This is a genomic window from Blastococcus sp. TML/M2B, from assembly GCF_016612865.1.
Classification (GTDB): Bacteria; Actinomycetota; Actinomycetes; order Mycobacteriales; family Geodermatophilaceae; genus Blastococcus.
On the sequence record NZ_JAENZZ010000002.1, the window covers coordinates 75,488 to 99,539 of the forward strand.

The following is a 24,052-nucleotide window of genomic DNA, read 5'->3' on the forward strand; positions in this document are numbered from 1 at the left end:
GTCAGGCCTCCCGCGTCGTGGTGCCGCTGTCGGCGGCGGCCCGCTCGGTGACGATCGTGTCGGCGACGGCGGCGACCTCGGCGTCGGTCAGCCGCACCGCACCCTCGGCGTCCACCCGGTAGACGATCGGGTAGAGCCGGCGCACCGGGTCGGGCCCGCCGGTCGCGGAGTCGTCGTCGGCGGCGTCGTAGAGCGCCTCGACGACGGTGCGGGTGGCGCTGCCTGCGGCCAGGCCCGGCCGCCAGGTCTTCTTCAGCGAGTTCTTCGCGAACAGCGAGCCGGAGCCGACGGCGGCGTAGCCGCGCTCCTCGTAGTTCCCGCCGGTCACGTCGTAGCTGAAGATCCGGCCGGGGGCGTTGCCCTCGGCGGCGTCGAGGTCGAACCCGGCGAACAGCGGGACGACGGCGAGGCCCTGCATCGCCGCCCCCAGGTTGCCGCGGATCATCGCGGCGAGGCGGTTGGCCTTGCCGTCGAGGGACATCGTCAGGCCCTCGATCTTCTCGTAGTGCTCGAGCTCGACCTGGTACAGCTTCACCATCTCGATGGCGATGCCGGCGGCGCCGGCGATGCCGATCACGCTGTAGGAGTCGGCCGGGTAGACCTTCTCGATGTCCCGGCTGGAGATCAGGTTGCCCATCGTGGCGCGGCGGTCGCCACCCATGAGGACGCCGCCGTCGTAGGTGACGGCCACGATCGTCGTGCCGTGCGGGGCGAGGTCCCCCACGGGCGCGGTCGGTACGGGGCGGCGGCCGGGCAGGAGGTCAGGCGCCGCAGTGGCGAGGAAGTCGGTGAACGAGGAGCCCACCCGGTCCAGGTAGGCGGGCGGGAAGCCGCTCCGGCCGGTCGACGAGTCGTTCACGCATCTCCCTCTCCCGCCTGCTCGCGCCGGCGTGCACCGCTGGTCCGCCCGGTGCTCCGCGTGCTGGTCCCGCGCGCCGCCGGGCGTCGCTGCGACCCTACCGGCGGCTCCCCCGGGCGGCTGGCCGCATCGGCCTCCGCCGCTGACGCCTCCACGAGCCTGGCGATCGCCTGCTCCTGGGCGTGGTGCTGCAGGTAGAAGACGGCTCTCTGCAGGACGACGGGGTCGTCCCGGAACTGGCCGAGCCCACCATTGCAGTTGAAGCAGAGCAGGGCTCGCACGATCCCGCTCGAATGATCATGATCAACATGGACGGCCGGCGCGGCGCGGCAGATGGCGCAGAGCCCGCCCTGCGCCTCGAGCATCGCGTCGGCTTCTTCAGCCGTGATGCCGTACCGACGCTTCAGGTGGTAGGTCCGCTCACCGCCGACGAGATCCTTCGATTTTCGTCCGCGGACGTTGTGGCACGGCTTGCAGTAGGAGGCGCGGCCGGTCGCTGACGCGGCGTTCCGACCGAAGGACTCGAACGGCAGAACTTCGCCGCAGTCCGGGCACCATTTGTGCCCTGCGGGGACAGCGATGTCTCGAGGGTGCCGACGCCGTGGGGGCCCGACCCGGTCGTCACGACTCGCACGATGCCGCCGGCGCGCATGAGCCCGGCAGTAGAAGGCATAGCCATCGCGTGAATTCTTGTTCCGGGTGAACTCGTCGATCGGCCGGTCCTCACCGCAATCGCGGCAGAATTTTGTTTCCATCAGAGGGAGAGATACGGAACAAGATCGTTCACTGACCCCCTTTTTGTACGTACGAGCGAACGAAGTCCTCGGCATTGGACTCGAGGACCTCGTCGATCTCATCCAAGATGGAATCGACGTCGTCGCTCATCTCCTGGCGCCGCTCGGCGGCCTCGGTGTCGACCGAGGCCTCGACCTCGTCGGTCTCCTCGCGCGAGCGCGTCGCCTTCTGCTGCCCGCCGGTGTCCTTGGTGGCCATGGCCTGCCCCTCCCGTCGTGGGAACTGCTGCTGCGGCTGAAGCTACCCGCCGGGTGCGACATCCGGGGGCCGGCGGACGGGCCTGTGGATCACCGGCCGGTGATCGTGTCCACCAGGTCGCGGGCCGTCGCGGAGGCCTCGAACAGCGCGCCCACGTGCTCGCGGGTGCCGCGCAGCGGCTCCATGGTCGGGATGCGCACCAGGTTGTCCCGGCCGAGGTCGAACACCACCGAGTCCCAGGAGGCGGCAGCGACCTGGGCCGGGAACCGGCGCAGGCACTCGCCGCGGAAGTAGGCGCGGGTGTCCTCCGGCGCGTGCACCACCGCGCGGTCCACCTCCTCGTCGGTGAGCAGCCGCTGCATCGAGCCGCGCGCCACGAGCCGGTTGTAGAGGCCCTTGTCCGGGCGCACGTCGGAGTACTGCAGGTCGACCAGCTTGAGCCGGGAGTCGCCCCACGCGAGCCCGTCGCGCGAGCGGTACCCCTCGAGCAGCCGCAGCTTGGCCGGCCAGTCCAGCCGGTCGGCGCAGCGCATCGGGTCGATCGCGAGGTCCTCGAGCACCTCGGCCCACCGGCGCAGCACGTCGTCGGTCTGCTCGTCGCCCTCCCCGTGCTGCGCGACGAACTTCTGCGCCAGCTCCAGGTAGCACTGCTGCAGCTCCAGCGCGGTCATCCGCCGACCGTCGCGCAGCCGCACCTGGTAGGTCAGGGACGGGTCGTGGCTCACCGCCCGCAGCGCCTCCACCGGCTCCTCCAGCGAGAGGTCGCGCGGCAGGAACCGGGCCTCGATCATCGCCAGCACCAGCGACGTCGTCCCGACCTTGAGGTAGGTGGACAGCTCGGCCAGGTTCGCGTCGCCGATGATGACGTGCAGCCGGCGGTACTTGTCGGCGTCGGCGTGCGGCTCGTCGCGGGTGTTGATGATCGGCCGCTTCAGCGTCGTCTCCAGGCCCACCTCGACCTCGAAGAAGTCGGCGCGCTGGGAGAGCTGGAAGCCCGGCGTCCGGCTCTCCACCCCGATGCCCACCCGCCCGGCGCCGGCGAACACCTGCCGGGTCACGAAGAAGGGCACCAGGCCGCGGATGATGTCGACGAACGGCGTCCGGCGGTCCATCAGGTAGTTCTCGTGGGCGCCGTAGGACGCGCCCTTGCCGTCGGTGTTGTTCTTGTACAGCTGGATGGGGCTGGTGCCCGGCACGAGCGCGGCCCGGCGGGTGGCCTCGGCCATCACCCGCTCCCCCGCCTTGTCCCAGAGGACGATGTCGCGCGGGGTGGTCACCTCCGGCGTCGAGTACTCGGGGTGCGCGTGGTCGACGTAGAGCCGCGCGCCGTTGGTCAGGATGACGTTGGCCATCCCGGTGTCCTCGTCCAGGTCGTTGTGGTCCAGCGCCTGGGCCGGGGTGAGGTCGAACCCGCGCGCGTCGCGCAGCGGCGACTCCTCCTCGAAGTCCCACCGCGGTCGGCGGCGCGTCGGCGCCTCGGCCACCGACCAGGCGTTGACCACCTGGCTGGACAGCGTCGTGGGGTTGGCCGTCGGCGCCCCCGGCACGGAGATGCCGTACTCGACCTCGGTGCCCATGACCCGCCGCACGCTCATGAGCCAACCCTAGGCCGGACGGCGCCCCGGGGACGGCGACGGCCCGGCCCCCGCCGTGCGGGGACCGGGCCGTCGGTGCGTGCGTGCGCCTACAGGTACTGGCCGGTGTTCGTGGCCGTGTCGATCGCGCGACCGGACTCGTTGCCCTTGCCGCTGATCAGCGTGCGGATGTAGACGATCCGCTCGCCCTTCTTGCCCGAGATCCGCGCCCAGTCGTCGGGGTTGGTCGTGTTGGGCAGGTCCTCGTTCTCCTTGAACTCGTCGACGCAGGCCTGCATGAGGTGGCCCACCCGCAGGCCGCCGGTGCCGGTCTCCAGCCGCTCCTTGATCGCCATCTTCTTGGCGCGGTCGACGATGTTCTGCAGCATGGCGCCGGAGTTGAAGTCCTTGAAGTACAGGACCTCCTTGTCACCGTTGGCGTAGGTGACCTCGAGGAAGCGGTTCTCCTCGACCTCGGTGTACATGCGCTCGACGGTGCGCTGGATCATCCCGGCGATCGTCGCCTCGCGGCTGCCGCCGTGCTCGGCCAGGTCGTCGGGGTGAAGCGGCAGCGTCGGCAGCAGGTACTTGCTGAAGATGTCCCGCGCGGCCTCGGCGTCCGGCCGCTCGATCTTGATCTTCACGTCGAGCCGGCCGGGCCGCAGGATCGCCGGGTCGATCATGTCCTCCCGGTTGGAGGCGCCGATGACGATGACGTTCTCCAGGCCCTCGACGCCGTCGATCTCGCTGAGCAGCTGCGGCACGATCGTCGACTCGACGTCCGAGGAGACCCCCGACCCGCGGGTGCGGAAGATCGAGTCCATCTCGTCGAAGAACACGATGACCGGCGTGCCCTCGCTGGCCTTCTCCCGCGCCCGTTGGAACACCAGGCGGATGTGCCGCTCGGTCTCGCCGACGTACTTGTTGAGCAGCTCGGGACCCTTGATGTTGAGGAAGTAGGACTTCCCCTGCCCCTCGCCCTTGAGCGCCGACACCTTCTTGGCCAGGGAATTGGCGACCGCCTTGGCGATCAGCGTCTTGCCGCACCCGGGCGGGCCGTACAGCAGGATGCCCTTCGGCGGTCGCAGCTGGTACTCGCGGAACAGGTCCGCGTGCAGGAACGGCAGCTCGACGGCGTCGCGGATCTGCTCGATCTGCCGCGACAGCCCGCCGATGTCGGCGTAGTCGATGTCGGGGACCTCTTCGAGGACGAGCTCCTCGACCTCGCTCTTCGGGATCCGCTCGTACACGTAGCCCGAGCGCGCTTCCAGCAGCAGCGAGTCCCCCACCCGCAGCGGCTGGTCGGTCAGCGAGTCGGCCAGGTAGACGACCCGCTCCTCGTCGGTGTGCCCGATGACCAGGGCGCGCTGGGTGACGCCGTCGACCGGCTCGAGCAGCTCCTTGAGCATGACGACGTCGCCGGCGCGCTCGAACCCGCGCGCCTCGACGACGTTCATCGCCTCGTTGAGCATGACCTCCTGGCCGGGGCGCAGGTCCAGGCCCTCCACGTTCGGCGAGAGGGTCACCCGCATCTTGCGGCCGCTGGTGAAGACGTCGACCGAACCGTCCTCGTGCCGCTCCAGGAAGACGCCGTAGCCGGACGGCGGCTGACCGAGCCGGTCCACCTCCTCCTTGAGCGTGACCAGCTGCTCGCGGGCGTCGCGCAGCGTCGAGGCGAGCTTGTCGTTCCGCTCGGACAGGAAGGCTGCGCGGCCCTCCGCCTCGGAGATCCGTTCCTCCAGCGCCCGCGCCTGGCGGGGGCTGTCGGCCACCTTGCGGCGCAGCAGCGCGATCTCCTCCTCGAGGTAGGAGATCTGCGTCAGCAGCGCGGCGACGTCACGCTCGCGCCGCGCCTTCGTCTCGTCGGGACCATCGATCGGACCTGGGCCCATCGCGCACCTCCGCACATTCGGGGGAGCCAGGACGCAAATCTATACACGCGCGACGACAGTTCGCCGGGGGCTCGCGCGGGGTCCGTGGCTCCCCGCGCAGGGCGGGGAGCCGGGTCAGTACTTCTGCGCGCGGCGCTGGCGGATGGGGGCGACGGCGCCCTCGGCGAGCCGCCGGGCGGTCACCAGGAACGCGGTGTGCGCGACCATCCGGTGCTCGGGGCGCACCGCCAGGCCGACCGCGTGCCACGGGCGCAGCAGCGTCTCCCAGGCGTGCGGCTCGGTCCACACGCCTTGCTCGCGCAGCGCCTCCACGTAGGTGGACAGCTGGGTCGTCGTCGCCACGTAGCCGACCAGCACGCCGCCGGGCCGCAGCGCGGCCGCCACCGTCGGCAGCACCGCCCACGGCTCGAGCATGTCGAGGACGACGCGGTCCACGACCTCGTCGGCCGGGTGGTCGGCGAGGTCGCCGAGGCGCAGGTCCCAGTTGGCCGGCACCTCGCCGAAGAACGCGCCCACGTTGCCCCGGGCGACGTCGAGGAAGTCCTCGCGCCGCTCGTAGCTGGTGAGCGCCCCCTCCGAGCCCACCGCCCGCAGCAGCGAGCAGCTGAGGGCTCCGGAGCCGGCGCCGGCCTCGAGGACGCGCATGCCCGGGCCGACGTCGCCGAAGCCGACGATCTGGGCGGCGTCCTTGGGGTAGATGACCTGCGCGCCGCGGGGCATGGAGAGCACGTAGTCGGCCAGCAGCGGGCGCAGCGCCAGGTAGCCGGTGTTCGCCGTCGAGTGGACGACGGACCCCTCCGGCGCCCCGATGAGGTCGTCGTGCTCGATGGCCCCGCGGTGGGTGTGGAACTGCTTTCCCGGCTCCAGGACGACGGTGTGCAGCCGCCCCTTGGGGTCGGTCAGCTGCACCCGGTCCCCGGCGACGAAGGCCCCGGCCACCGGCTCCGGTCGCCCGGCGGGCACGCCGACCGGCTCGGCGGGGACGTCGAGGTCGCTGTCGGGCTGGGTGTCCACGGGCGTCGAGGGTACGGAGGGCGCCGGTGTGACCCCCGTCCCCGGTCCGGCGCGGGCGCTCGGAACTGTCGCTCCCCCGACCTAGCCTCGGACCCATGACGCTGACGGTGGAGACGACCACGCCGCTCGCGCCCGACGCCGGGCCCGCCCCGGCCCCGGAGCAGGCGGCCGACCGCGCACCGCGCCGGCCCTCCCTCTCCCCCAGCCGCGCCGCGGACTTCAAGACGTGCCCGCTGCTCTACCGGTTCCGCACGATCGACCGGCTCCCCGAGCGCAAGAGCCTGGCCATGGTCCGGGGCACGCTGGTGCACTCGGTGCTCGAACGGCTCTACGACCTGCCCGCCGCGCAGCGCACGGTCGCCGGCGCGCTGGACCTGCTCGAGCCCGCCTGGGCCGACCTGCAGGCCGAGCCCGGCGTCGCCGACCTGTTCTCCGCCGCTCAGGGCGAGGGCGCCGAGACCGACGTGAACGCCCCCGAGTCCGTCGAGGCGTGGCTGGCCTCGGCCGGCAGGCTGGTCGAGCGCTACTTCACCCTCGAGGACCCGACCCGCATCGAGCCCGCCGGCCGCGAGGAACTGGTCGAGGTCACCCTCCCCGACGGGCTGCTGCTGCGCGGCTTCGTCGACCGGCTGGACGTCGCCCCGAGCGGTGCGCTGCGGGTCGTCGACTACAAGACCGGCTCGATGCCCCGCGAGGCGTTCGAGAACAAGGCCCTGTTCCAGATGAAGTTCTACGCGCTGGTGCTGTGGCGCACCCGCGGCGTGGTGGCCGCCCAGCTCAAGCTGATCTACCTCGGCGACGGCGATGCGCTCACCTACGCCCCGGACGAGCAGGAGCTGCTGCGCTTCGAGCGGACGCTCCAGGCGATCTGGTCGGCGATCGAGCGGGCCGCAAGCACCGGCGACTTCCGCCCGAACCGGTCCCGGCTGTGCGGCTGGTGCGACCACCAGGCCGTCTGCCCCGCCTTCGGCGGCACTCCCCCGCCGTTCCCCGCCGAGGCCGCCGCGGCGGCGGGCTGGCGGACCCTCCCGGTCGTCGAGCGGGGCTGACCCCGGCGCGCGAGCGGGAAGACTCCGCCAGGCGTGCGCGCCCCAGGCAGCAGCCTTCTGTCGCCCGCCTGGCGGAGCACCCCCATTCTCGCCGCGCTTCCCTCCCCCCGTCACATCCTGGGCCGGTGCCAGGCCAGCAGCCCGGCCAGCACCCCGAGCGCGTTCGTCGCCCAGTGGGCGCCCGCGCTCGCCAGCACGCTCCCGCTGCGCCGGCGCAGCTCGCCGAACACCACCCCGCCGACCGTCGTGAGGCGACGGCACCGGGGACGCCCGACGGTGCGGCGCGCCCTGGGCAGCGGCGCCGCCCGGGTGTGGCACGCGGGCGAGCGCGGCCTGTCACCGCTGGCCGACGCCCTGCTGCCCCGGGCCGCCGTCGCGGTGCTCTCCCGCCTCGACGTCGCGGGCCTGGTCGAGCGGTTCGTGGACGTCCAGCGGATCGCCGGCGGCCTCGACGTGGACGCGGTGGCCGCCCGCCTCGACGTCGACCGCGTCGCCGCCCGGCTGGACCTCGACCGCGTGCTCGACCGGGTCGACCTCGACGCCGTCGCCGCCCGCCTGGACCTGGACGCCCTGGTGGCGGCCGTGGACATCGGGCGGGTGATCGACCGGCTGGACCTCGACGAGCTCGTGGCCCGGGTGGACGTCGGGAAGGTCGTGGACCGGGTGGACCTGGACCGGATCGTGGACCGGGTCGACGTCGACCGCGTCCTCGACCGGGTGGACATCGACAGCGTCCTCGAGCGGGTCGACCTCGACGGGATCGTCGACCGGGTCGACATCGACCGGGTGATCGAGCGGGCGCACGTCGTCGAGCTGGCGCACTACGTCGTCCGGGAGATCGACCTGCCCGCCCTGATCCGGTCGTCCACGAGCTCGCTGTCCACCGACGTGGTCCGCAGCGTGCGCGACCAGGGCCTGGACGCCGACCGGGCGGTGGAGCGGCTCGTCGACCGGCTCCTGCTCCGCCGCCGCGGGCGGTCCGACGGCTACCCGGTGGAGGGGACGTGACCCGGACCGGGACGCGACCGCCCTCCCCGCCGGCCTCCGGGGAGCCGGAGCCGGGCGGCCCGTTCCCCTGGCGGGTGGCCCCGGCAGCACCCGCGCCGTCCGGCCGGCTCCTGGCCTCCGGGCGCCCGGCCGGCTTCGTGACCCGGGCGGCCGCCAACGTCGTGGACGTCGGCCTGGCCACGGGGGTGGTCCTGCTGGCCTACGCGTCGGTCGTCGGGTTCCGCTTCCTGCTGGCGCCGACGTCGTTCCGGCTGACAGCCCCGGCCTTCGCCTGGGTGGTCGTGGCGGTCGGCGCCGTCCTGACCGTCTACTGGACGGCGAGCTGGACCGTGGCCGGGCGGAGCCACGGCGACCAGCTGATGGGGCTGCGGGTGGCCGGACCACGCGGCGAGCGGCTGCACCTCGTGCACGCCGCGGTCCGCGCGGTGCTCTGCGCGCTGTTCATGCCCGGCCTGTTCTGGGTGCTGGTCAGCCCGCGGAACCGGTCGGCGCAGGACGTCGTCCTGCACACCAGCGTCCGCTACCGGTGACCGGCGACGGCCGGAGCGGCGTCAGGGGGACGGCCGGCCCGCCGGCACGGCGCTCGACCGCGCCGAGGCGAGCACCTCGCGCAGCTCCGGCAGGCCGCACCCCGGCGAGGTCCGCCCGCAGCACGAGCCCCTCGGCCGGCTCGACGGCCTGCAGCGTCGGGACACCGAGCACGGCGGCGCCGGAGGCCAGCCCCGAGGCGATGCCGACGGCGGAGTCCTCGATGACGACGCACCCGCCGGGCTCCACCCCGAGCGCCGCCATCGCCTGCAGGTAGGGCGCGGGATCGGGTTTGCGGGCCGGCACCTCGTCCCCGCAGACGGTGACGGCGAAGGGGTCCAGGCCGAGGTCCGCGCGGATGCGGCGCAGCACGATGTCGGCGATCCGGCGGGGCGTCGTGGTCACCAACGCCGAGCCGAGACCGGCCGCGTGCACGGCCCGCAGCAGGTCGGCGGCGCCCGGTCGCCACGGGATCGAGCCGGCCAGCAGCTCGCCGGTCCGGTTCTCCACCCAGCGGGCGTCGGCGAGGAGCTCCTCCTCGGTGCGGACCAGGCCCAGGTCGTCGTGCAGCACGCGCATCGAGGTCCGCATGCTCGTGCCGACCGTCCGCGCCCGGGCCTCGGCCGACATCCGGCCGCCCAGCCGGGCGGCGAGCTCGAACATCGCCTCGCCCCAGTACTCCTCGGTCTCGACGAGCGTCCCGTCCATGTCGAACAGGACTGCGGCGAGGGTTCTCGGCATGGGGCGGGGTCGTCCTCCGTGAGCGGCTCGGCGCGGGCGCGCCGGTGCACCAGTCTCCCAGCCCTGCCAGCGGAGCGGCCGGAGCGCCCCGCGGCGCCGGCCCGGCTCCCCCTCCGGGAGGAGAGCCGGGCCGCGGGAAGCCCGGGCGCTCCAGCACGCCGCCGGTCCTGACGATGACCCGGGCGTGAGCACACACCCGGGCGCCGCCGTGCTGCGCGACCTCGCCTCCCCGCGGGCGATGGCACGCACGCTGGCGCTGTTCTTCGTCGCGGGCGGCGCGACCGCGCTGCTGGCCGCCGCCGGCGGTGCGAACCACCCCGGGCGCCGGCTGGCCGTCGCGGCCGCCGGGCTGCTCGCCGCCTCGGTGGGGACGGCGGTCCTGCGCTGGGGCAGCGCCTTCCCCCGGGTGCTCCTGGGCGCGCTGGTGACCCTGGGCTGCGCCCTGATCAGCGCCGTCACGCTGATCAGCCCCGACCCGGTCACGGCCGTGGTCTGCGCGTCGATCTCGGCCTTCGTCGGCGTCATGGCCTGCTTCTTCGCCGACGCCCGGATCGCGCTCGCGCACATCGCCACCGCGGTCGTCGGCACCACGGCCGCCCTCGTGCTGCGCGGCGACACCCCCGTCGTGAGCGCGGCGGCGCTGGCCGTCGTCGTCCTCACCCTGTCGGCCGTCACCCGCACGCTGGCGCTGCGGGCTTCCGACGCCGACGCCGACGCGCTGACCGGGCTGGCCAACCGCCGCGGCTTCGACGAGGCCCTCGACGAGCGCGTCCGCCGCCCCGGCCTGGTGCTGTCGGCCGGGCTGCTGGACCTGGACCACTTCAAGCAGATCAACGACAGCGCCGGGCACGAGGCCGGGGACCGGCTGCTGCGCCGGGTGTCCACCGCCTGGCGGGCCGCCCTGCCCGAGGGGGCCGTGCTCGCCCGGCACGGCGGCGACGAGTTCGCCCTGCTGCTGCCCGGGCGCTCCGGCAGCGAGGCGCTGACCGTCGTCCGGCACCTCTGCTCGCTGGTGCCCGACGTCGGCGTCTCCGCCGGGGTCGCCGAGCGCCGGGCCGGCGACACCGCGGCGCAGCTGATGCGCCGCGCCGACCTGGCGCTTTACCGCGTGAAGGCCGACGGGCGGGGCGCCGCCGCGCTGTCCGGAGTGCCCGTCGAGGGCACCGCCGTGTCGGCTGCCGTGGAGGCCGCCGCCTCCTGACCCGGCGCCCCCCGCCCGGTCAGCTTACTCGTCCTCGGTGCGGTAGCCCAGGTTGGGCGAGAGCCACCGCTCGGCCTCGTCGACCGTCCAGCCCTTCCGCCTGGCGTAGTCCTCGACCTGGTCGCGGCCGACCCGCCCGAGCACGAAGTACTGGGACTGCGGGTGCGAGAAGTACAGCCCGCTGACCGCGGCCCCCGGCCACATGGCCATGCTCTCGGTGAGCTGGATGCCGGTGTGCGCCTCGACGTCGAGCAGCTCCCAGATCGTCTGCTTCTCGGTGTGCTCGGGGCAGGCGGGGTAGCCCGGCGCCGGGCGGATGCCGGCGTACTTCTCGGCGATCAGCGCCTCGTTGTCCAGGTGCTCGTCGGCGGCGTAGCCCCAGAACTCCCTGCGCACCCGCTCGTGCAGGCGCTCGGCGAACGCCTCGGCCAGCCGGTCGGCCAGCGCCTCGAGCATGATCGCGTTGTAGTCGTCGTGCTCCTTCTTGAACGCCTGCACCCGCTCGGCCGAACCGAGCCCGGCGGTGACGGCGAACGCGCCGACGTGGTCGCGCAGCCCGGTCTCCCGCGGCGCGACGAAGTCGGCCAGCGACTTGCGGGGCGACCCGTCCCGGCCCTCGGTCTGCTGGCGCAGCTGGTGCAGGACGGTGCGCACCTCGGTGCGCGACTCGTCGGTGTAGACCTCGATGTCGTCGCCGGCCACCTGGGCGGCCGGGAAGAGGCCGAACACGCCCGAGGCGCGCAGCCACTTCTCCTCGACGATCCGGTCGAGCATCGCCTGCGCGTCCTCGTAGAGCCGCCGCGCGGCCTCGCCGGTGGTGGGGTTGTGCAGGATGTCGGGGAACCGCCCGCGCATTTCCCAGGCGTTGAAGAACGGCTGCCAGTCGATGTAGTCGCGCAGCTCGGCCAGCGGGTAGTCGTGGAAGTGCCGCACGAACTGGGTCGCCGTCCCGAGGGTGCACGCGGGGCCGTCGCAGACGTCCTTCGCCTGCTGCAGCAGCATCCGCGGGCGGGGCGGCACGTACCCGGTCCAGTCGATCGGGGTCGCGGCCTCGCGTGCCCGGGCGATGGGCAGCAGCGAGCGGGTGTCCTGGCGGGCGGCGTGCCGCTCCCGCAGCGTCGCGTACTCCGCCTCGGTCTCGGCCAGCAGCGCCGGCCGCTGCTCGTCCGACAGCAGCGCCGCCACGACCGGCACCGACCGGGAGGCGTCCTTCACCCAGATGACCGGGCCGGAGTACTTCTGCGCCACCTTGACCGCGGTGTGCGCGCGCGACGTCGTCGCCCCGCCGATGAGCAGCGGGATCTCGAAGCCCTGGCGCTCCATCTCCGAGGCCAGGGTGACCATCTCGTCCAGCGACGGCGTGATGAGCCCGGACAGCCCGATGACGTCGGCGCCCTCGGCCTTGGCGGCGTCGAGGATCTTCTGCGCCGGCACCATGACGCCGAGGTCGACGACGTCGTAGTTGTTGCACTGCAGGACGACGCCGACGATGTTCTTGCCGATGTCGTGGACGTCGCCCTTCACGGTGGCCATGACGACCTTGCCGTTGCTGCGCTCGGCGTCGCCGGGCTTCTTCTCCGCCTCGATGAACGGGATGAGGTAGGCGACCGCCTTCTTCATCACCCGCGCGGACTTCACCACCTGCGGCAGGAACATGCTTGCCCGCGCCGAACAGGTCGCCGACGACGTTCATGCCGTCCATCAGCGGGCCCTCGATGACCTCGATCGGCCGGCCACCGCGCTCGCTGATCTGGGCGCGCAGCTCCTCGGTGTCGCCCTCGACGAAGGCGTCGATGCCCTTCACCAGCGCGTGGGTGATCCGCTCCCCCACCGGCAGGCTGCGCCACTCCTCGGTGGCGACCTCCTTGACGGTGCCGTCGCCGGCGAAGTCGCCGGCGATCTCCAGCAGCCGCTCGGTGCTGTCGGGGCGGCGGTTGAGGATGACGTCCTCGATCCGCTCGCGCAGCAGCTCGGGCACCTCGTCGTACACCTCGAGGGCGCCGGCGTTGACGATGCCCATGTCCATCCCCGCGCGGATCGCGTGGAAGAGGAACACGGCGTGGATGGCCTCGCGCACCGGGTTGTTCCCGCGGAAGGAGAACGAGACGTTCGAGACGCCGCCGGAGACCAGCGCGCCCGGCAGGTTCTGCTTGATCCAGCGGGCGGCCTCGATGAAGTCGACGCCGTAGTTCGCGTGCTCCTCGATGCCCGTGGCGACGGCGAAGACGTTCGGGTCGAAGATGATGTCCTCGGCCGGGAAGCCCACCTTCTCGGTGAGGACGTCGTACGCCCGGCGGCAGATCTGCTTCCGGCGCTCCAGGGTGTCGGCCTGGCCGTCCTCGTCGAAGGCCATGACGACGACGGCGGCGCCGTACTTGCGGCACAGCCGGGCCTCGCGGACGAACTTCTCCTCGCCCTCCTTGAGGGAGATGGAGTTGACGATCGCCTTGCCCTGCACGCACTTGAGGCCGGCCTCGATCACCTCCCACTTGGAGGAGTCGACCATCACCGGGACGCGGGAGATGTCGGGCTCGGAGGCGATGAGCTTGGTGAAGCGGTCCATCGCCTCGACGCCGTCGATCATCCCCTCGTCCATGTTGACGTCGATGACCTGCGCGCCGGCCTCGACCTGCTGGCGGGCGACGGCCAGGGCCGCCCGGGTAGTCGCCGGCCTTGATCAGGTTCCGGAAGCGCGCCGAGCCGGTGATGTTGGTGCGCTCGCCGACGTTGACGAACAGCGACTCCTCGGTGACGGTCAGCGGCTCCAGGCCGGACAGCCGCAGCGCGGGCGCCACCTCGGGCACCACGCGCGGCGTCTTCCCGTCGACGTCGCGCGCGATGGCGGCGATGTGCGCGGGCGTGGTGCCACAGCAGCCGCCGACCAGGTTGACGAAGCCCGCGTCGGCGAACTCGGCCACGATCGCGGCCGTCTCGTCGGGCGTCTCGTCGTACTCGCCGAAGGCGTTGGGCAGGCCGGCGTTGGGATAGCAGGAGACGAAGGTGTCGGCGACGCGCGAGATCTCGGCGATGTAGGGCCGCATCTCCTTGGCGCCGAGGGCGCAGTTCAGCCCGACCAGCAGCGGCTTCACGTGCCGCACCGAGTGCCAGAACGCCTCGGTGACCTGCCCGGACAGGGTCCGGCCCGAGGCGTCGGTGATCGTGCCGGAGATCATCACCGGCCAGCGCCGGCCCCGCTCCTCGAACAGCGTCTCCAGCGCGAAGATCGCCGCCTTGGCGTTGAGCGTGTCGAAGATCGTCTCGATCAGCAGCACGTCCGCGCCGCCGTCGACCAGGCCGTTGGCCTGCTCCAGGTAGGCCTCGACCAGCTGGTCGTAGGTGACGTTGCGGGCGCCCGGGTCGTTGACGTCGGGCGAGATGGACGCCGTCCGGCTGGTCGGGCCGATCGCGCCGACGACGTACCGGGGCTTGTCCGGGGTACGCGCGGTCATCGCGTCGGCCTCGCGGCGGGCCAGCCGGGCCGAGGCGACGTTGAGCTCGTAGGCGAGCTCGGACATGCCGTAGTCGGCCAGCGAGATCGTCGTGGCGTTGAAGGTGTTGGTCTCGAGCAGGTCGGCGCCGGCCTCGAGGTACTCGCGGTGGATGCCGGCGATGATCTCGGGCTGGGTGATGCTGAGCAGGTCGTTGTTGCCCTGGACGTCGCTCGGCCAGTCCGCGAAGCGCTCGCCGCGGTAGCCGGCCTCGTCGGGACGGTCGCGCTGGATCGCGGTGCCCATGGCGCCGTCGAGCACCAGGATGCGCTGGGCCAGCAGCGCGGTCAGCTCGGCGGTCGCGTCGGGGCGGAGGACGGGTGACTCGGTCACAGGTGTTCCCCATGGTGGTCGCTGTGGGTGTGCGGGCCCTGGCTTCGCGCGCGCGAGCTCCGGCACCCCGGCGGGTTGGCCCAGGCTTGGGCGGTCCCGATGTCGGCCCCATGGTCTCACCTCTGCCCGCGGCGGAGGGGCACGTCCCCTCTCCGGGGTTCGCGGTCGTCGTCGTCCGACGCCCCGGGTGGATCGACGTAGGCTGGCAGGGGTGATCGACCCGCAGCCCAGCGCCGAGGACATGCCCGACCTCACCGACCCGGTGGTGGTCGTGGCCTTCGAGGGCTGGAACGACGCCGGCGACGCCGCGACGGGTGCGGTCGAGCACCTGGAGCTGATCTGGGACGCCACCCCGCTCGCCGCCCTCGACCCCGAGGAGTACTACGACTTCCAGGTCAACCGGCCGACCGTCTCGCTGATCGACGGCGTGAGCCGGCGCATCGAGTGGCCGACGACGCGGATCTCCGTCGTCCGCCCGCCGGAGAGCCCGCGGGAAGTGATCCTGGTGCGCGGCATCGAGCCGAACATGCGCTGGCGGTCCTTCTGCGCGGAGCTGATCGGCCTGCTCCGGGAGCTCGGCGCGCAGACCGTCGTCGCCCTGGGCGCGCTGCTGGCCGACACCCCGCACACCCGCCCCACCCCGGTCACCGGCTCGGCCTACGACGACGACTCGGCGCAGGCCTACGGGCTGGAGACCTCCCGGTACGAGGGCCCCACCGGGATCCTCGGCGTGTTCCAGGACGCCTGCGTGCAGGCCGGCCTGCCGGCGATCAGCTTCTGGGCGGCGGTGCCGCACTACGTCTCCCAGCCGCCCTCGCCGCGCGCGACGCTGGCGCTGCTGCGCCGCGTCGAGGAGGTGCTGGAGATCGCCGTGCCGGTCGGGGCGCTCCCCCAGCAGGCCGAGGAGTGGGTGCAGACCGTCGACGAGATGGCCAACGAGGACGAGGAGGTCGTCGAGTACGTGCGCTCGCTCGAGGAGCGCGCCGCCGAGGTCGACCTTTCCCAGGCCAACGGCGACTCGATCGCCCGCGAGTTCGAGCGCTACCTGCGCCGCCGGGGGAATTCCTGACGCGATCCTCCGGATCGCACCGCGGTCAGGTGCCGTCCCCCACCGGCGCTGAGCCGCTGCGTCGCTCGATCGCGGGGACCCTCCGGGCCCCACTCCTCACGACCTCACCGCAGCAGCTCAGCACTCGGCCGTCGAGGACCGGGCGCGTGACCGCGGCTCGGCGATGATCAACGCACGCCGAGGGCTGCCCTCCTCGTGGTGAGGACCGCCGTCAGCGCGATCTCGTCCGCGCGCGGTCGATGGACCGGGGGCTGAGCGTCAGCGGTCGCGGAGCAGGGGCGTCAACCTGCTGCTCGCGTCGTCGTCGAAGAGGCGGTCGTGGGTGTTGAGCGCGAACCGGTCGGTCATGCCGCTGACGTAGTCGACGACCTGGGTGACGGCGTCGGCCTCGGTGTCCCGGTAGGACGCCGGGAGCAGCTCGGGGTGCGCCAGGTGGTGGTCGACCAGCCGGCGGATGACGTCGACCGCCACGTGCTTCTGCCCCGCGGCGGTCTCGGACTCGTACACCCGCTCGAACATGAACGCCCGCAGCTCGTGCATCGCCTCGAGCGGCCCGGGCGCCATGACCACCTGGCCGCTGCCGGAGGTCAGCGAGCCCTCGATGACGGCTTCGATCATCGCGCCCACCATCTGGCTGCCCGGCTCGCCGAACACCGCACGGGTGCTCGCCGGGAGGTCGGTGGGGCGCAGCACCCCGGCGCGGACGGCGTCGAGCGCGTCGTGCGAGAGGTAGCCGATCCGGTCGGCGTAGCGCACGCACTCGGCCTCGCGGGTGGACGGCGGCGGCGTGATCTTCCAGCTGTGCGCGCGGACGCCGTCGCGCACCTCCCAGGTGAGGTTGAGGTCCTCGAGCACCTCGACGATCCGCACCCCCTGCGCGGCGTGGTGCCAGCCGCCGGGGACGTAGGGGTCGAAGGCGTCCTCGCCGATGTGCCCGAACGGCGAGTGCCCGACGTCGTGGGCCAGGGCGATCGCCTCGGCGAGGGTCTCGTTGAGGCCGAGGCCGCGGGCCAGCGAGCGCGCCACCTGGGTCACCTGCAGCGTGTGGGTGAGCCGGGTGACGAAGTGGTCGCCGTCGGGGTTGAGGAAGACCTGCGTCTTGTGCTTGAGCCGGCGGAACGCCTTGGCGTGCAGGATGCGGTCGCGGTCCCGCTCGAACGCCGTCCGCAGCCGGTCCTCGGCCTCCGGACGGGCCCGCCCGCGGGTGGCCGCGGAGCGGCAGGCGGCCGGGGCGAGCTGCTCCTCGGCGCGCTCGCGCGCGCCCCGGTCGGTGAACCGGAACGGGGCCTCCGGCCCGGGCAGCCCGCCGGTCATCAGCAGTCCTGCAGCGCGACGCCGAGCAGCGCGTCGACGGCGTCGCAGACGATCGCCGGGGCCTGCTCCTCCTGCTCGCCGGTGCCGGCGAGGGTGGCCGCGGCCCACGCGTCGACGACGGCGATGGCGCCGGGGCTGTCGAGGTCGTCGGCCAGCCGCTCGCGCAGGCCGTGCAGCACCGGGCCGGCCGGGGCGCCGGTGCCCTGGGCGACGGCGCGCCGCCAGGTGGCCAGCCGCTCCTGCGCCTCGTGCAGCAGGGCCGGCGTCCAGGCGCGGTCGGTGCGGTAGTGCCCGGAGAGCAGCGCCAGCCGGATCGCCATGGGGTCGACGCCCTCGCCGCGCAGCTTGGAGACGAACACCAGGTTGCCGCGGCTCTTGCTCATCTTCTCGCCGTCGAGGCCGATCATCGCCGCGTGCACGTAGGCCCGGGCGAAGGGCTCGGTGGCCCCGCCGGCGCGCGCAGCGCCTCGGCGTGGACGGCGGAGTACTCGTGGTGCGGGAAGACCAGGTCGCTGCCACCGCCCTGCACGTCGAAGCCCATGCCGATGGTGTCCAGGGCGATCGCGGCGCACTCGATGTGCCAGCCGGGCCGGCCCTTCGTGCCGCGCGGGCCCGGCCACGAGGGCTCGCCCTCGCGCTCGCCGCGCCACAGCATCGGGTCCAGCGGCTGCCGCTTGCCGGCCCGGTCGGGGTCGCCGCCCCGCTCGGCGAAGAAGCGCAGCATGGTCGCCTCGTCGTAGCGGGACTCGCTGCCGAAGCCGGGGGCCTGCGCGATGTCGTGGTAGACGTCGCCGGTGCCGTCGTCCAGCACGTAGGCCAGGCCGGCGTCGAGCATCTCCTCGACGTAGCCCACGATGCGCGGGATCGCCTCGACCGCGCCGACGTAGTCCTCGGGCGGGAGCACCCGCAGCGCCGTCATGTCCTCGCGGAACAGCGCCGTCTCGCGCATGGCGAGCACGACCCAGTCCTCGCCGTCGCGCTCGGCGCGCTCGAGCAGCGGGTCGTCGATGTCGGTGACGTTCTGGACGTAGTGCACGGCGTGCCCCGCGTCCCGCCACACCCGGTTGATCAGGTCGAACGCCAGGTAGGTGGCGGCGTGGCCCAGGTGGGTGGCGTCGTAGGGGGTGATGCCGCAGACGTACATGCGCGCCGTGCGGTCCGGGCTCGTGGGGACGACCTCTCCGCGGGCGGTGTCGTGCACCGAGAGGACGGATCCGGTCCCCGGGAGGGTCGGCAGGAGCGGAGCGGGCCAGGAGAGCACGACCCGAGCCTAGATTGCGGGTCCGACGCCGCCGGTCCGCACGTCCGCTGCGGTCCTCGCCCGGGGAGGACGCCCATGGAGATCGAGCAGTACCTGCCGGCGTTGCGCCGGGCCGACGACCGGTTCGCCGACGTGACGGCGGCCGCCGTCCTGGACCGCGGGTGGTCCGCCCGGGTGCCCGGCTGCCCCGGCTGGACGCTGGCCGACCTCGTCTGGCACCTGGCCACCGTCCAGCGGTTCTGGGCGTGGGTGATGCGCACCCGGGCCGAGAGCCCGGCCGGCTACGCCGAACCCGCCCGGCACCCCGACGACGAGCTGCTCGCCTACGGCGCGGCCCGCAGCGCCGAGCTGGAGGCGGCGCTGGCCGCGGCCGACCCGGGCGAGCGGGTGTGGACGTGGGGCCCGCGGCAGGACGTCGGCTTCGTGCTGCGCCGGCAGCTCCAGGAGGCGACCGTGCACACCGCCGACGCCGAGCAGGTGCTGGGCGACGTCCGCCCGATCCCGGCCGACATCGGCCTCGACGGGCTGGACGAGTGGCTGGAGGTGATGGTGCCGGCGAGCCTCCCGGACGGGCCTCCCCCGCACGCGCACCCCGTCGTCCTCCACGCGGTGGACGCCGACGCCGAGCGCACGCTCTTCCCCGGCTCGCGGCCCTTCCCGATCGCCGCCCTGACCGGCACCGCCGGCGACCTGCTGCTCGCGGTGTGGCGGCGGGTGCCCCTCGAGGTGCTCACCGTCGACGGCGACGGGCTGCAGGCCGCGGCGATGTTCGACCTGGTCGACCTCGGGTGACCGGGAGCTGACGTGCCCACCTCGCTGCAGGTCCTCACCGGCGTCGCCGCGCTCGGCTGCGGGCTGGTCGGCGGGGTCTTCTTCGCCTTCTCCACCTTCGTCCTGCAGGGGCTGGCGCGGCTCCCGGCGGCGGGCGGGGTCGCCGCCATGCAGTCGATCAACCGCACGGCGGTGCGGCCCGGCCTGATGACCGCGCTGTTCGGCACCGCCGCGATCTGCCTCGCCGCCGGCGTGGGCGCGGTCACCGCCTGGGGCGAGGAAGGGGCGCCCTGGGTGGTCGCCGGGAGCGCGCTGTACCTGCTCGGCGGGGTGGCGGTGACCGCTGCGGCGAACGTGCCCCTGAACGACGCGCTCGCCGCGGCCGACCCGGAGGCCGAAGGGACGGCGGACCGGTGGCGGGGCTACGTGCGCGCGTGGGCGCGCTGGAACCACCTCCGCACCGTCACCTGCCTCGCGGCGTGCGCCGCGCACCTGATGGCGCTGGCCGGCTGAGGGCGGTCGGGGATCACCGGGCCCTCAGGGCCAGGTGACGGCGTGCCGGTCGAACTCCTCGCCGGTCTGCACGCCGACGACGCAGAAGACCATCCCCGCCGGGTCGAGCAGCTGCCAGAAGCCGCCGGGCTCGACGAAGCGGTGCCGGGTCGCGCCGAGCGCCTCCAGCCGCGCGACCTCGGCCTCGACGTCGTCGGTCTCGACGTCGACGTGCCAGCGCGGCGGGGTGCCCGCACCGGTCCGCTGGATCTCCACGTGCCAGCCGTCGGCGAACGAGCCGAGCGTCCCCCAGTCCTCGTCATCGGGGTCGGGTGCGACGGCCCGGCCGGTCGCACCCGACCAGAACGCGGACCCGGCGGCGTGGTGCTCGGGCGGCAGGTCGAGCAGCAGGATCGACAGGCGGCTGCGGTGCGGCACGACCGGCCCGCTCAGCGCATGCGCCGGTAGAGGCACTGGCCCCCACCGGAGGCGTGCAGCGCGCCGCCGGGCGACCACACGTTGGCCCGCCAGCCGAACATCCCCCGCGTGGAGACCGGCGCCGCGCCGTCGCAGAGCAGCCAGGGCTCGTCCAGCGCCGGCCGGTGGAAGGCGACGTTGAGGTCCAGCGTCGGCGCGGTGAACGGGGGCCGCTGCCAGGCGTGCGGGCGGACGGCGGCCGGCCAGCTCGGCAGGTCGATGAGGACGACCGACCGGGCGGCGTCGGTCCACGGGTCGGCGAAGGTCGGCGTCCCCCGGAACCGCAGCCACTGCTGCCAGACGGCGGGGCTCGGGCCCTCCGGCGGCCGGGTGGCGTCGAAAGTGATCGGGCGGCTCTCGATGTTGTTCCAGAACGGCACCGGCGCGGCGGAGCCCTCGGGCATCAGCTCCGACATCGGCCGCAGCTCGTCCGGCCCGGGGACGTCGGGGGCCACGGACTCGTCGTGCTCGAGGCCCTCGTTCGGGCCCACGGCCCAGATCATCGCGTTGAGGATCGGCCGCCCGGTCTGGGTGATCGTGACCGTCGACGACGCGGCCGTCCGGCCCGGCTTGGCGTGGTGCACCTCGATGTCGACCGGCTCGGGCCGGGCCACGCCCAGGTAGTGGCAGGAGAACGCGGCCGGCTGCAGCTCGCCCGCCGTCGCCCCGACCGCGCGCAGCGCGAACGAGGCGATGTAGCCGCCCATCGGGCCCCAGATGTCCCACTCGGGCGACGGCGTCCCCCGGAAGAGACCCTCGTCGACCTGCTCCACCCGGGTGGCCTCGCCAAGATCCATCACACCGCCACACTCCCCGACGGCCGCGTTCCCGCGCAAGCGACGCTCCTGGGACCGCCCGCATGCGCACGAGCGTGGCCTCGCCGGACCCGGAGACCACCCGCGGACGCATCCGGGCGCGCAGAGCGCTAGGAGGGCGAGCTCAGAACGGCGGCCAGAGGCAGGGCCGGCCAGTCGCCGCTGGGCTCGGGGTGCAGCTTGGTGCGCAGCAGCTCGGCGACGCGCTGGGACGTGCGGCGCACCTCGCGGCGGGTCAGGTGCTCGTGCAGCTGCTCGCCGAGGTCGCCGCGCAGCTCCTCGGCCAGCCGCTCCAGCACCTCCAGCGACGCCAGCGGGATCGGCCGGCCGGCCCAGCGCCACAGCAGGGTGCGCAGCTTGGGCTCGGCGGAGAAGCAGATGCCGTGGTCGACGCCGTAGGCGTGCCCGTCGGGCATCGGGATGATGTGCCCGCCCTTGCGGTCGGCGTTGTTCACCACCGCGTCGAAGACGGCCATGCGGCGCAGCGCCGGGTCGTCCCGCCGCACGTACTCGGCCAGGTCGACGTCCTCGTCGCCGTCGATCCACAGCTGCACCATGCCGGTGCCGAAGGGGCCCTCGCGCAGCACCGTCGGCGGCACGACCCGCCAGCCGGTGGCCTGCGAGACGAGGAACGCGGAGATCTCCCGCCCGGCGAGGGTGCCGTCGGGGAAGTCCCAGAGCGGGCGCTCCCCCGCGACCGGCTTGTAGACGCACTCGGCGCCGAGCTCCCCGGCGCGGATGGTGCCCACCAGGGTCACGTTGGACGCGTCGAGCATCCGGCCCTCGAGGTCGATCTCGCCGGTGCTCAGCAGGTGCAGCGCCTCGGCGTCGTCGGCCGGCGGCCGGGTGTCCGGTTCGGCGGGCTGCTCGCTCATCGACGCGCCGCCGGTCAGCGGCGGTAGCCGTTCTGCCGCGGGCAGACGTGGCCGGTCGGGTCGAGCGGCATCGAGCACAGCGGGCAGGAGGGCCGGCCTGCGGCGATGACCCGCCGGGCCCGGGCGATGAACGCCCGCGCCGCCATCGGGGTGATGGTCACCCGCAGCGCGTCGGGGCCCTCGTCGCTGTCGGAGAGGATCGCGTCCTCCTCGATCGGCTCCTCGCCGGCCGCTACCGCCTCGACGACGACGGCCTGCTCCGAGCCGTCCCAGGCCAGGCCCATGGCCGCGACCCGGAACTCCTCGTCCACGGGCGGGGTGAGCGGCTCGAGGTCGTCGACGTCGGCGTCGGGCGGGATCACCGCGTCGGCGCGGCCGGCGACCTCGTCGAGCAGCTCGGCCATGCGGTCGGCCAGCACCTGGACCTGGTTCTTCTCCAGGGCGACGCTGACCGTGCGGCCACTGCTGTCGGACGCCTGGAGGTAGAAGGTGCGGTCTCCTGGCTGGCCCACGGTGCCGGCGACGAACCGGCTCGGACGGTCGAAGAGATGGACCTGACGGGGCACATGCCCAGGTTACGCGGGCGGTGCCGGGGACCGCCGGGTCGCCGCCGGGGAGGTCAGGCGGGCGCGCCGGCCCCGCCACCGACGACGGCGTCCGAGGACGCCCTGCGCCGGCCCCGCTTCTTCGGCGGCGGCGGGATCAGCGCCGAGACGTCACCGCCGGTGTCGTTGACCCGCGCCACGAACGGCCGGGTCTCGGTGTAGGTGACCACCGAGATCGACGCCGGGTCGACGACGATCCGCTGGAACTGGTCCAGGTGCAGGCCCAGCGCGTCGGCCAGCACCGCCTTGATGACGTCGCCGTGGCTGCAGGCCAGCCAGACGGCGTCCGGGCCGAGCTCGGCGTTCACCGCGCGGACGGCGGCGACGGCGCGGGCCTGGGTCTGCGCGAGCCCCTCCCCCTCCGGGCCGGGGAAGACCGCGGCCGAGGGGTGCTGCTGGACGATCTTCCAGAGCGGCTCCTTGGCCAGCTCCTTGATGGCGCGGCCGGTCCAGTCGCCGTAGCGGGCCTCGCCGAGGCGCTCGTCGGTGCGCAGCTCGAGGTCGCGCCCGGCGGTGACCGCCGTCGCCGTCTGCACGCAGCGCTCCAGCGGGCTGCTGACCACCGCGGCCAGCGGCACCTTGGCCAGCCGCTCCCCCACCGCGGCGACCTGCGCCTCCCCGGTCTCGTCGAGCCGGACGCCGGGCGTCCACCCCGCCAGCACGCCGCCGGCGTTGGCCGTCGTCCGCCCGTGGCGGAGCAGGATCACCGTGGTCACAGCGCGGACACTACGGGGAGCGGGCGCCCGCGAGGGCGGGGTTCCGGGCGTCCGGGCCTCACCCGCAGGCCCCGGAACCCCGCCCTCGGCTCAGGGCAGCGACGAGGCTGCGGGCTCCGGGTCGAGCACGCCGGCGAACACCAGCACGAGCAGCAGGACGCCGAGCGCGATGCGGTAGACGACGAACGGCGTGAACGAGCCCCGGTCCAGGTAGCGCAGCAGCCAGGCGATGACGGTCAGGCCGACGCCGAACGCGATGACCGTGGCCAGGACCGTCGGGCCCCAGGAGACGCCGGGGCCGGCGGTGTCGCCGCTGAGCTCGTCGTAGGCCTGGTAGAAGCCCGAGGCCAGCACCGCGGGGATGGCCAGCAGGAACGAGTAGCGGGCGGCCGCGGCGCGGGAGTAGCCGAGGAACAGCCCGGCGGTGATCGTGCCGCCGGAGCGGGAGACGCCGGGGATGAGCGCCAGCGCCTGGGCGAAGCCGTACGTGATGCCGTGCGGCACGGTGAGCTGGTCGAGCTCGCGCTGCTTGGCGCCCACCCGGTCGGCCCAGAAGAGGATCAGCGCGAAGACGATCAGCGTCGTCGCCACGATGCGCAGGTCGCGGAACGTCGTCTCGATGCTGTCCTGGAACAGCAGGCCGAGGATCCCGATCGGCAGGCTGCCGACGATGATCAGCCAGCCCATCCGGGCGTCGGGGTCGCCCTTCCGGCGGCCGCCGAGCGAGCCGATCCAGGCGGTGAGGATCCGCCAGATCTCGCGGCGGAAGTAGAGCAGGACGGCGGCCTCGGTACCGATCTGCGTGATCGCGGTGAAGGCGGCGCCGGGGTCCTCCCAGCCGAAGGCCTCCCCCACGACGCGCAGGTGCGCGCTGGAGGAGATCGGCAGGAACTCGGTCAGGCCCTGGACCACGCCCAGGACGACGGCTTCGAACCAGCCCATCAGCGCGCGCCGGACGGGGTGGGGATGCGGCAGGC

General features: G+C 73.6%; 24 protein-coding genes and 1 pseudogene. 7 read left to right on the forward strand and 18 right to left on the reverse strand.

Annotated elements, in window-relative coordinates; genetic code table 11:
* Window position 1: 1 nt before the first annotated feature.
* The 6 genes from prcB to JKP75_RS09080 all read right to left on the reverse strand — a co-directional run bounded on the left by prcB (window position 2) and on the right by JKP75_RS09080 (window position 6,281).
* Window positions 2-859: a proteasome subunit beta gene (gene prcB, locus JKP75_RS09055; protein ID WP_200491703.1), complete on the reverse strand. Its 858-nt coding sequence runs from the start codon at window positions 857-859 to the stop codon at window positions 2-4.
* Complete coding sequence (locus tag JKP75_RS23810) at window positions 856-1,716, reverse strand: endonuclease VII domain-containing protein (RefSeq protein WP_309229707.1); 861 nt, start codon at window positions 1,714-1,716, stop codon at window positions 856-858. Before JKP75_RS23810 ends, prcB begins: the two co-directional genes overlap by 4 nt.
* The gene (locus JKP75_RS09065) at window positions 1,643-1,852 is read right to left on the reverse strand and encodes a ubiquitin-like protein Pup (protein ID WP_200491701.1); all 210 of its coding nucleotides are present in this window, start codon (window positions 1,850-1,852) and stop codon (window positions 1,643-1,645) included. Before JKP75_RS09065 ends, JKP75_RS23810 begins: the two co-directional genes overlap by 74 nt.
* Window positions 1,853-1,941: 89 nt before the next feature.
* Window positions 1,942-3,447, reverse strand: coding sequence for a depupylase/deamidase Dop (gene dop, locus JKP75_RS09070; RefSeq protein WP_207147022.1), 1,506 nt, complete (start codon window positions 3,445-3,447; stop codon window positions 1,942-1,944).
* An 89-nt stretch (window positions 3,448-3,536) separates the two neighbouring features.
* The gene (arc, locus tag JKP75_RS09075; RefSeq protein WP_200491700.1) at window positions 3,537-5,318 is read right to left on the reverse strand and encodes a proteasome ATPase; all 1,782 of its coding nucleotides are present in this window, start codon (window positions 5,316-5,318) and stop codon (window positions 3,537-3,539) included.
* A gap of 114 nt (window positions 5,319-5,432) precedes the next feature.
* The gene (locus JKP75_RS09080) at window positions 5,433-6,281 is read right to left on the reverse strand and encodes a tRNA (adenine-N1)-methyltransferase (protein WP_309229985.1); all 849 of its coding nucleotides are present in this window, start codon (window positions 6,279-6,281) and stop codon (window positions 5,433-5,435) included.
* 146 nt (window positions 6,282-6,427) lie between these two features.
* Between JKP75_RS09080 and JKP75_RS09085 the strand changes: the two genes are divergently transcribed.
* Entirely contained in the window at window positions 6,428-7,381 is a 954-nt protein-coding gene (locus tag JKP75_RS09085; protein ID WP_200491699.1) for a RecB family exonuclease, read from the forward strand.
* Window positions 7,382-7,491: 110 nt separating this feature from the next.
* On the opposite strand, the gene JKP75_RS22650 is transcribed toward JKP75_RS09085, so the two are convergent.
* Window positions 7,492-7,614 carry a hypothetical protein gene (locus JKP75_RS22650; protein WP_255522689.1) on the reverse strand — a complete coding sequence of 41 codons (123 nt, stop codon included), beginning with the start codon at window positions 7,612-7,614 and terminating at the stop codon, window positions 7,492-7,494.
* Window positions 7,615-7,657: 43 nt separating this feature from the next.
* Between JKP75_RS22650 and JKP75_RS09090 the strand changes: the two genes are divergently transcribed.
* A complete protein-coding gene (locus JKP75_RS09090) occupies window positions 7,658-8,389 on the forward strand; it encodes a hypothetical protein (protein ID WP_200492992.1) in 732 nt (243 codons plus the stop codon).
* Window positions 8,386-8,919: an RDD family protein gene (locus tag JKP75_RS09095; RefSeq protein WP_200491697.1), complete on the forward strand. Its 534-nt coding sequence runs from the start codon at window positions 8,386-8,388 to the stop codon at window positions 8,917-8,919. The genes JKP75_RS09090 and JKP75_RS09095 overlap by 4 nt, the downstream gene beginning before the upstream one ends.
* On the opposite strand, the gene JKP75_RS09100 is transcribed toward JKP75_RS09095, so the two are convergent.
* Window positions 8,858-9,658 (reverse strand): HAD family phosphatase, encoded by an 801-nt coding sequence (locus tag JKP75_RS09100; protein WP_200492993.1) that lies wholly within the window; start codon window positions 9,656-9,658, stop codon window positions 8,858-8,860. The two genes, JKP75_RS09095 and JKP75_RS09100, sit on opposite strands and share 62 nt — an antisense overlap.
* Window positions 9,659-9,842: 184 nt before the next feature.
* On the opposite strand from JKP75_RS09100, the gene JKP75_RS09105 reads away from it, so the two are divergent.
* Entirely contained in the window at window positions 9,843-10,859 is a 1,017-nt protein-coding gene (locus tag JKP75_RS09105) for a GGDEF domain-containing protein (protein ID WP_200491695.1), read from the forward strand.
* Window positions 10,860-10,883: 24 nt separating this feature from the next.
* On the opposite strand, the pseudogene metH reads toward JKP75_RS09105, so the two are convergent.
* Window positions 10,884-14,593, reverse strand: a pseudogene (metH, locus tag JKP75_RS24470) (methionine synthase).
* Between the two features lie 298 nt (window positions 14,594-14,891).
* Between metH and JKP75_RS09115 the strand changes: the two are divergent.
* Entirely contained in the window at window positions 14,892-15,749 is an 858-nt protein-coding gene (locus JKP75_RS09115) for a PAC2 family protein (RefSeq protein WP_309229711.1), read from the forward strand.
* Window positions 15,750-16,007: 258 nt separating this feature from the next.
* Here the strand turns inward: JKP75_RS09115 and JKP75_RS09120 are convergent, their stop codons facing one another.
* The 3 genes from JKP75_RS09120 to JKP75_RS22660 are packed head-to-tail and all read right to left on the reverse strand — an operon-like array spanning window position 16,008 to window position 18,324.
* Window positions 16,008-17,063, reverse strand: a complete 1,056-nt coding sequence (locus JKP75_RS09120; protein WP_200491693.1) for an HD domain-containing protein — start codon at window positions 17,061-17,063, stop codon at window positions 16,008-16,010.
* Window positions 17,063-17,470, reverse strand: a complete 408-nt coding sequence (locus JKP75_RS22655; protein ID WP_255523310.1) for a hypothetical protein — start codon at window positions 17,468-17,470, stop codon at window positions 17,063-17,065. The genes JKP75_RS09120 and JKP75_RS22655 overlap by 1 nt, the downstream gene beginning before the upstream one ends.
* On the reverse strand, window positions 17,467-18,324 hold the full coding sequence (locus JKP75_RS22660; RefSeq protein ID WP_309229712.1) for a hypothetical protein: 858 nt from the start codon (window positions 18,322-18,324) through the stop codon (window positions 17,467-17,469). The genes JKP75_RS22655 and JKP75_RS22660 overlap by 4 nt, the downstream gene beginning before the upstream one ends.
* 75 nt (window positions 18,325-18,399) lie before the next feature.
* On the opposite strand from JKP75_RS22660, the gene JKP75_RS09130 reads away from it, so the two are divergent.
* Together JKP75_RS09130 and JKP75_RS09135 are read left to right on the forward strand one after the other, a co-directional pair.
* Window positions 18,400-19,116, forward strand: a complete 717-nt coding sequence (locus JKP75_RS09130) for a maleylpyruvate isomerase family mycothiol-dependent enzyme (RefSeq protein ID WP_200491691.1) — start codon at window positions 18,400-18,402, stop codon at window positions 19,114-19,116.
* Between the two features lie 12 nt (window positions 19,117-19,128).
* On the forward strand, window positions 19,129-19,608 hold the full coding sequence (locus tag JKP75_RS09135; protein WP_200491690.1) for an anthrone oxygenase family protein: 480 nt from the start codon (window positions 19,129-19,131) through the stop codon (window positions 19,606-19,608).
* Between the two features lie 24 nt (window positions 19,609-19,632).
* On the opposite strand, the gene JKP75_RS09140 is transcribed toward JKP75_RS09135, so the two are convergent.
* The 6 genes from JKP75_RS09140 to JKP75_RS09165 all read right to left on the reverse strand — a co-directional run bounded on the left by JKP75_RS09140 (window position 19,633) and on the right by JKP75_RS09165 (window position 24,017).
* Window positions 19,633-20,025, reverse strand: coding sequence for a VOC family protein (locus JKP75_RS09140; protein ID WP_200491689.1), 393 nt, complete (start codon window positions 20,023-20,025; stop codon window positions 19,633-19,635).
* Window positions 20,026-20,036: 11 nt separating this feature from the next.
* Window positions 20,037-20,861 carry an acyl-CoA thioesterase II gene (locus JKP75_RS09145; RefSeq protein WP_200492994.1) on the reverse strand — a complete coding sequence of 275 codons (825 nt, stop codon included), beginning with the start codon at window positions 20,859-20,861 and terminating at the stop codon, window positions 20,037-20,039.
* A 128-nt stretch (window positions 20,862-20,989) separates the two neighbouring features.
* Complete coding sequence (locus tag JKP75_RS09150; RefSeq protein ID WP_200492995.1) at window positions 20,990-21,754, reverse strand: SCO1664 family protein; 765 nt, start codon at window positions 21,752-21,754, stop codon at window positions 20,990-20,992.
* A gap of 14 nt (window positions 21,755-21,768) precedes the next feature.
* Entirely contained in the window at window positions 21,769-22,320 is a 552-nt protein-coding gene (locus JKP75_RS09155; RefSeq protein ID WP_200491686.1) for a DUF3090 family protein, read from the reverse strand.
* Between the two features lie 53 nt (window positions 22,321-22,373).
* Window positions 22,374-23,075, reverse strand: a complete 702-nt coding sequence (locus tag JKP75_RS09160) for a histidine phosphatase family protein (protein WP_200491685.1) — start codon at window positions 23,073-23,075, stop codon at window positions 22,374-22,376.
* A 90-nt stretch (window positions 23,076-23,165) separates the two neighbouring features.
* Window positions 23,166-24,017, reverse strand: a complete 852-nt coding sequence (locus JKP75_RS09165; protein WP_200491684.1) for an undecaprenyl-diphosphate phosphatase — start codon at window positions 24,015-24,017, stop codon at window positions 23,166-23,168.
* Window positions 24,018-24,052 lie beyond the last annotated feature (35 nt).

What these genes read in the sequence shown, in the direction of transcription:
- JKP75_RS23810 (WP_309229707.1), bottom strand. Translation starts at nt 1,716, where the DNA reads ATGAGATCGACGAGGTCCTCGAGTCCAATGCCGAGGACTTCGTTCGCT.
- JKP75_RS09085 (WP_200491699.1), top strand. Translation starts at nt 6,428, where the DNA reads ATGACGCTGACGGTGGAGACGACCACGCCGCTCGCGCCCGACGCCGGG.
- JKP75_RS09130 (WP_200491691.1), top strand. Translation starts at nt 18,400, where the DNA reads ATGGAGATCGAGCAGTACCTGCCGGCGTTGCGCCGGGCCGACGACCGG.
- JKP75_RS22655 (WP_255523310.1), bottom strand. Translation starts at nt 17,470, where the DNA reads ATGATCGGCCTCGACGGCGAGAAGATGAGCAAGAGCCGCGGCAACCTG.
- JKP75_RS09165 (WP_200491684.1), bottom strand. Translation starts at nt 24,017, where the DNA reads ATGGGCTGGTTCGAAGCCGTCGTCCTGGGCGTGGTCCAGGGCCTGACC.
- JKP75_RS09120 (WP_200491693.1), bottom strand. Translation starts at nt 17,063, where the DNA reads ATGACCGGCGGGCTGCCCGGGCCGGAGGCCCCGTTCCGGTTCACCGAC.
- JKP75_RS09065 (WP_200491701.1), bottom strand. Translation starts at nt 1,852, where the DNA reads ATGGCCACCAAGGACACCGGCGGGCAGCAGAAGGCGACGCGCTCGCGC.
- JKP75_RS09145 (WP_200492994.1), bottom strand. Translation starts at nt 20,861, where the DNA reads ATGGATCTTGGCGAGGCCACCCGGGTGGAGCAGGTCGACGAGGGTCTC.
- JKP75_RS09100 (WP_200492993.1), bottom strand. Translation starts at nt 9,658, where the DNA reads ATGCCGAGAACCCTCGCCGCAGTCCTGTTCGACATGGACGGGACGCTC.
- arc (WP_200491700.1), bottom strand. Translation starts at nt 5,318, where the DNA reads ATGGGCCCAGGTCCGATCGATGGTCCCGACGAGACGAAGGCGCGGCGC.
- JKP75_RS09150 (WP_200492995.1), bottom strand. Translation starts at nt 21,754, where the DNA reads ATGAGCGAGCAGCCCGCCGAACCGGACACCCGGCCGCCGGCCGACGAC.
- dop (WP_207147022.1), bottom strand. Translation starts at nt 3,447, where the DNA reads ATGAGCGTGCGGCGGGTCATGGGCACCGAGGTCGAGTACGGCATCTCC.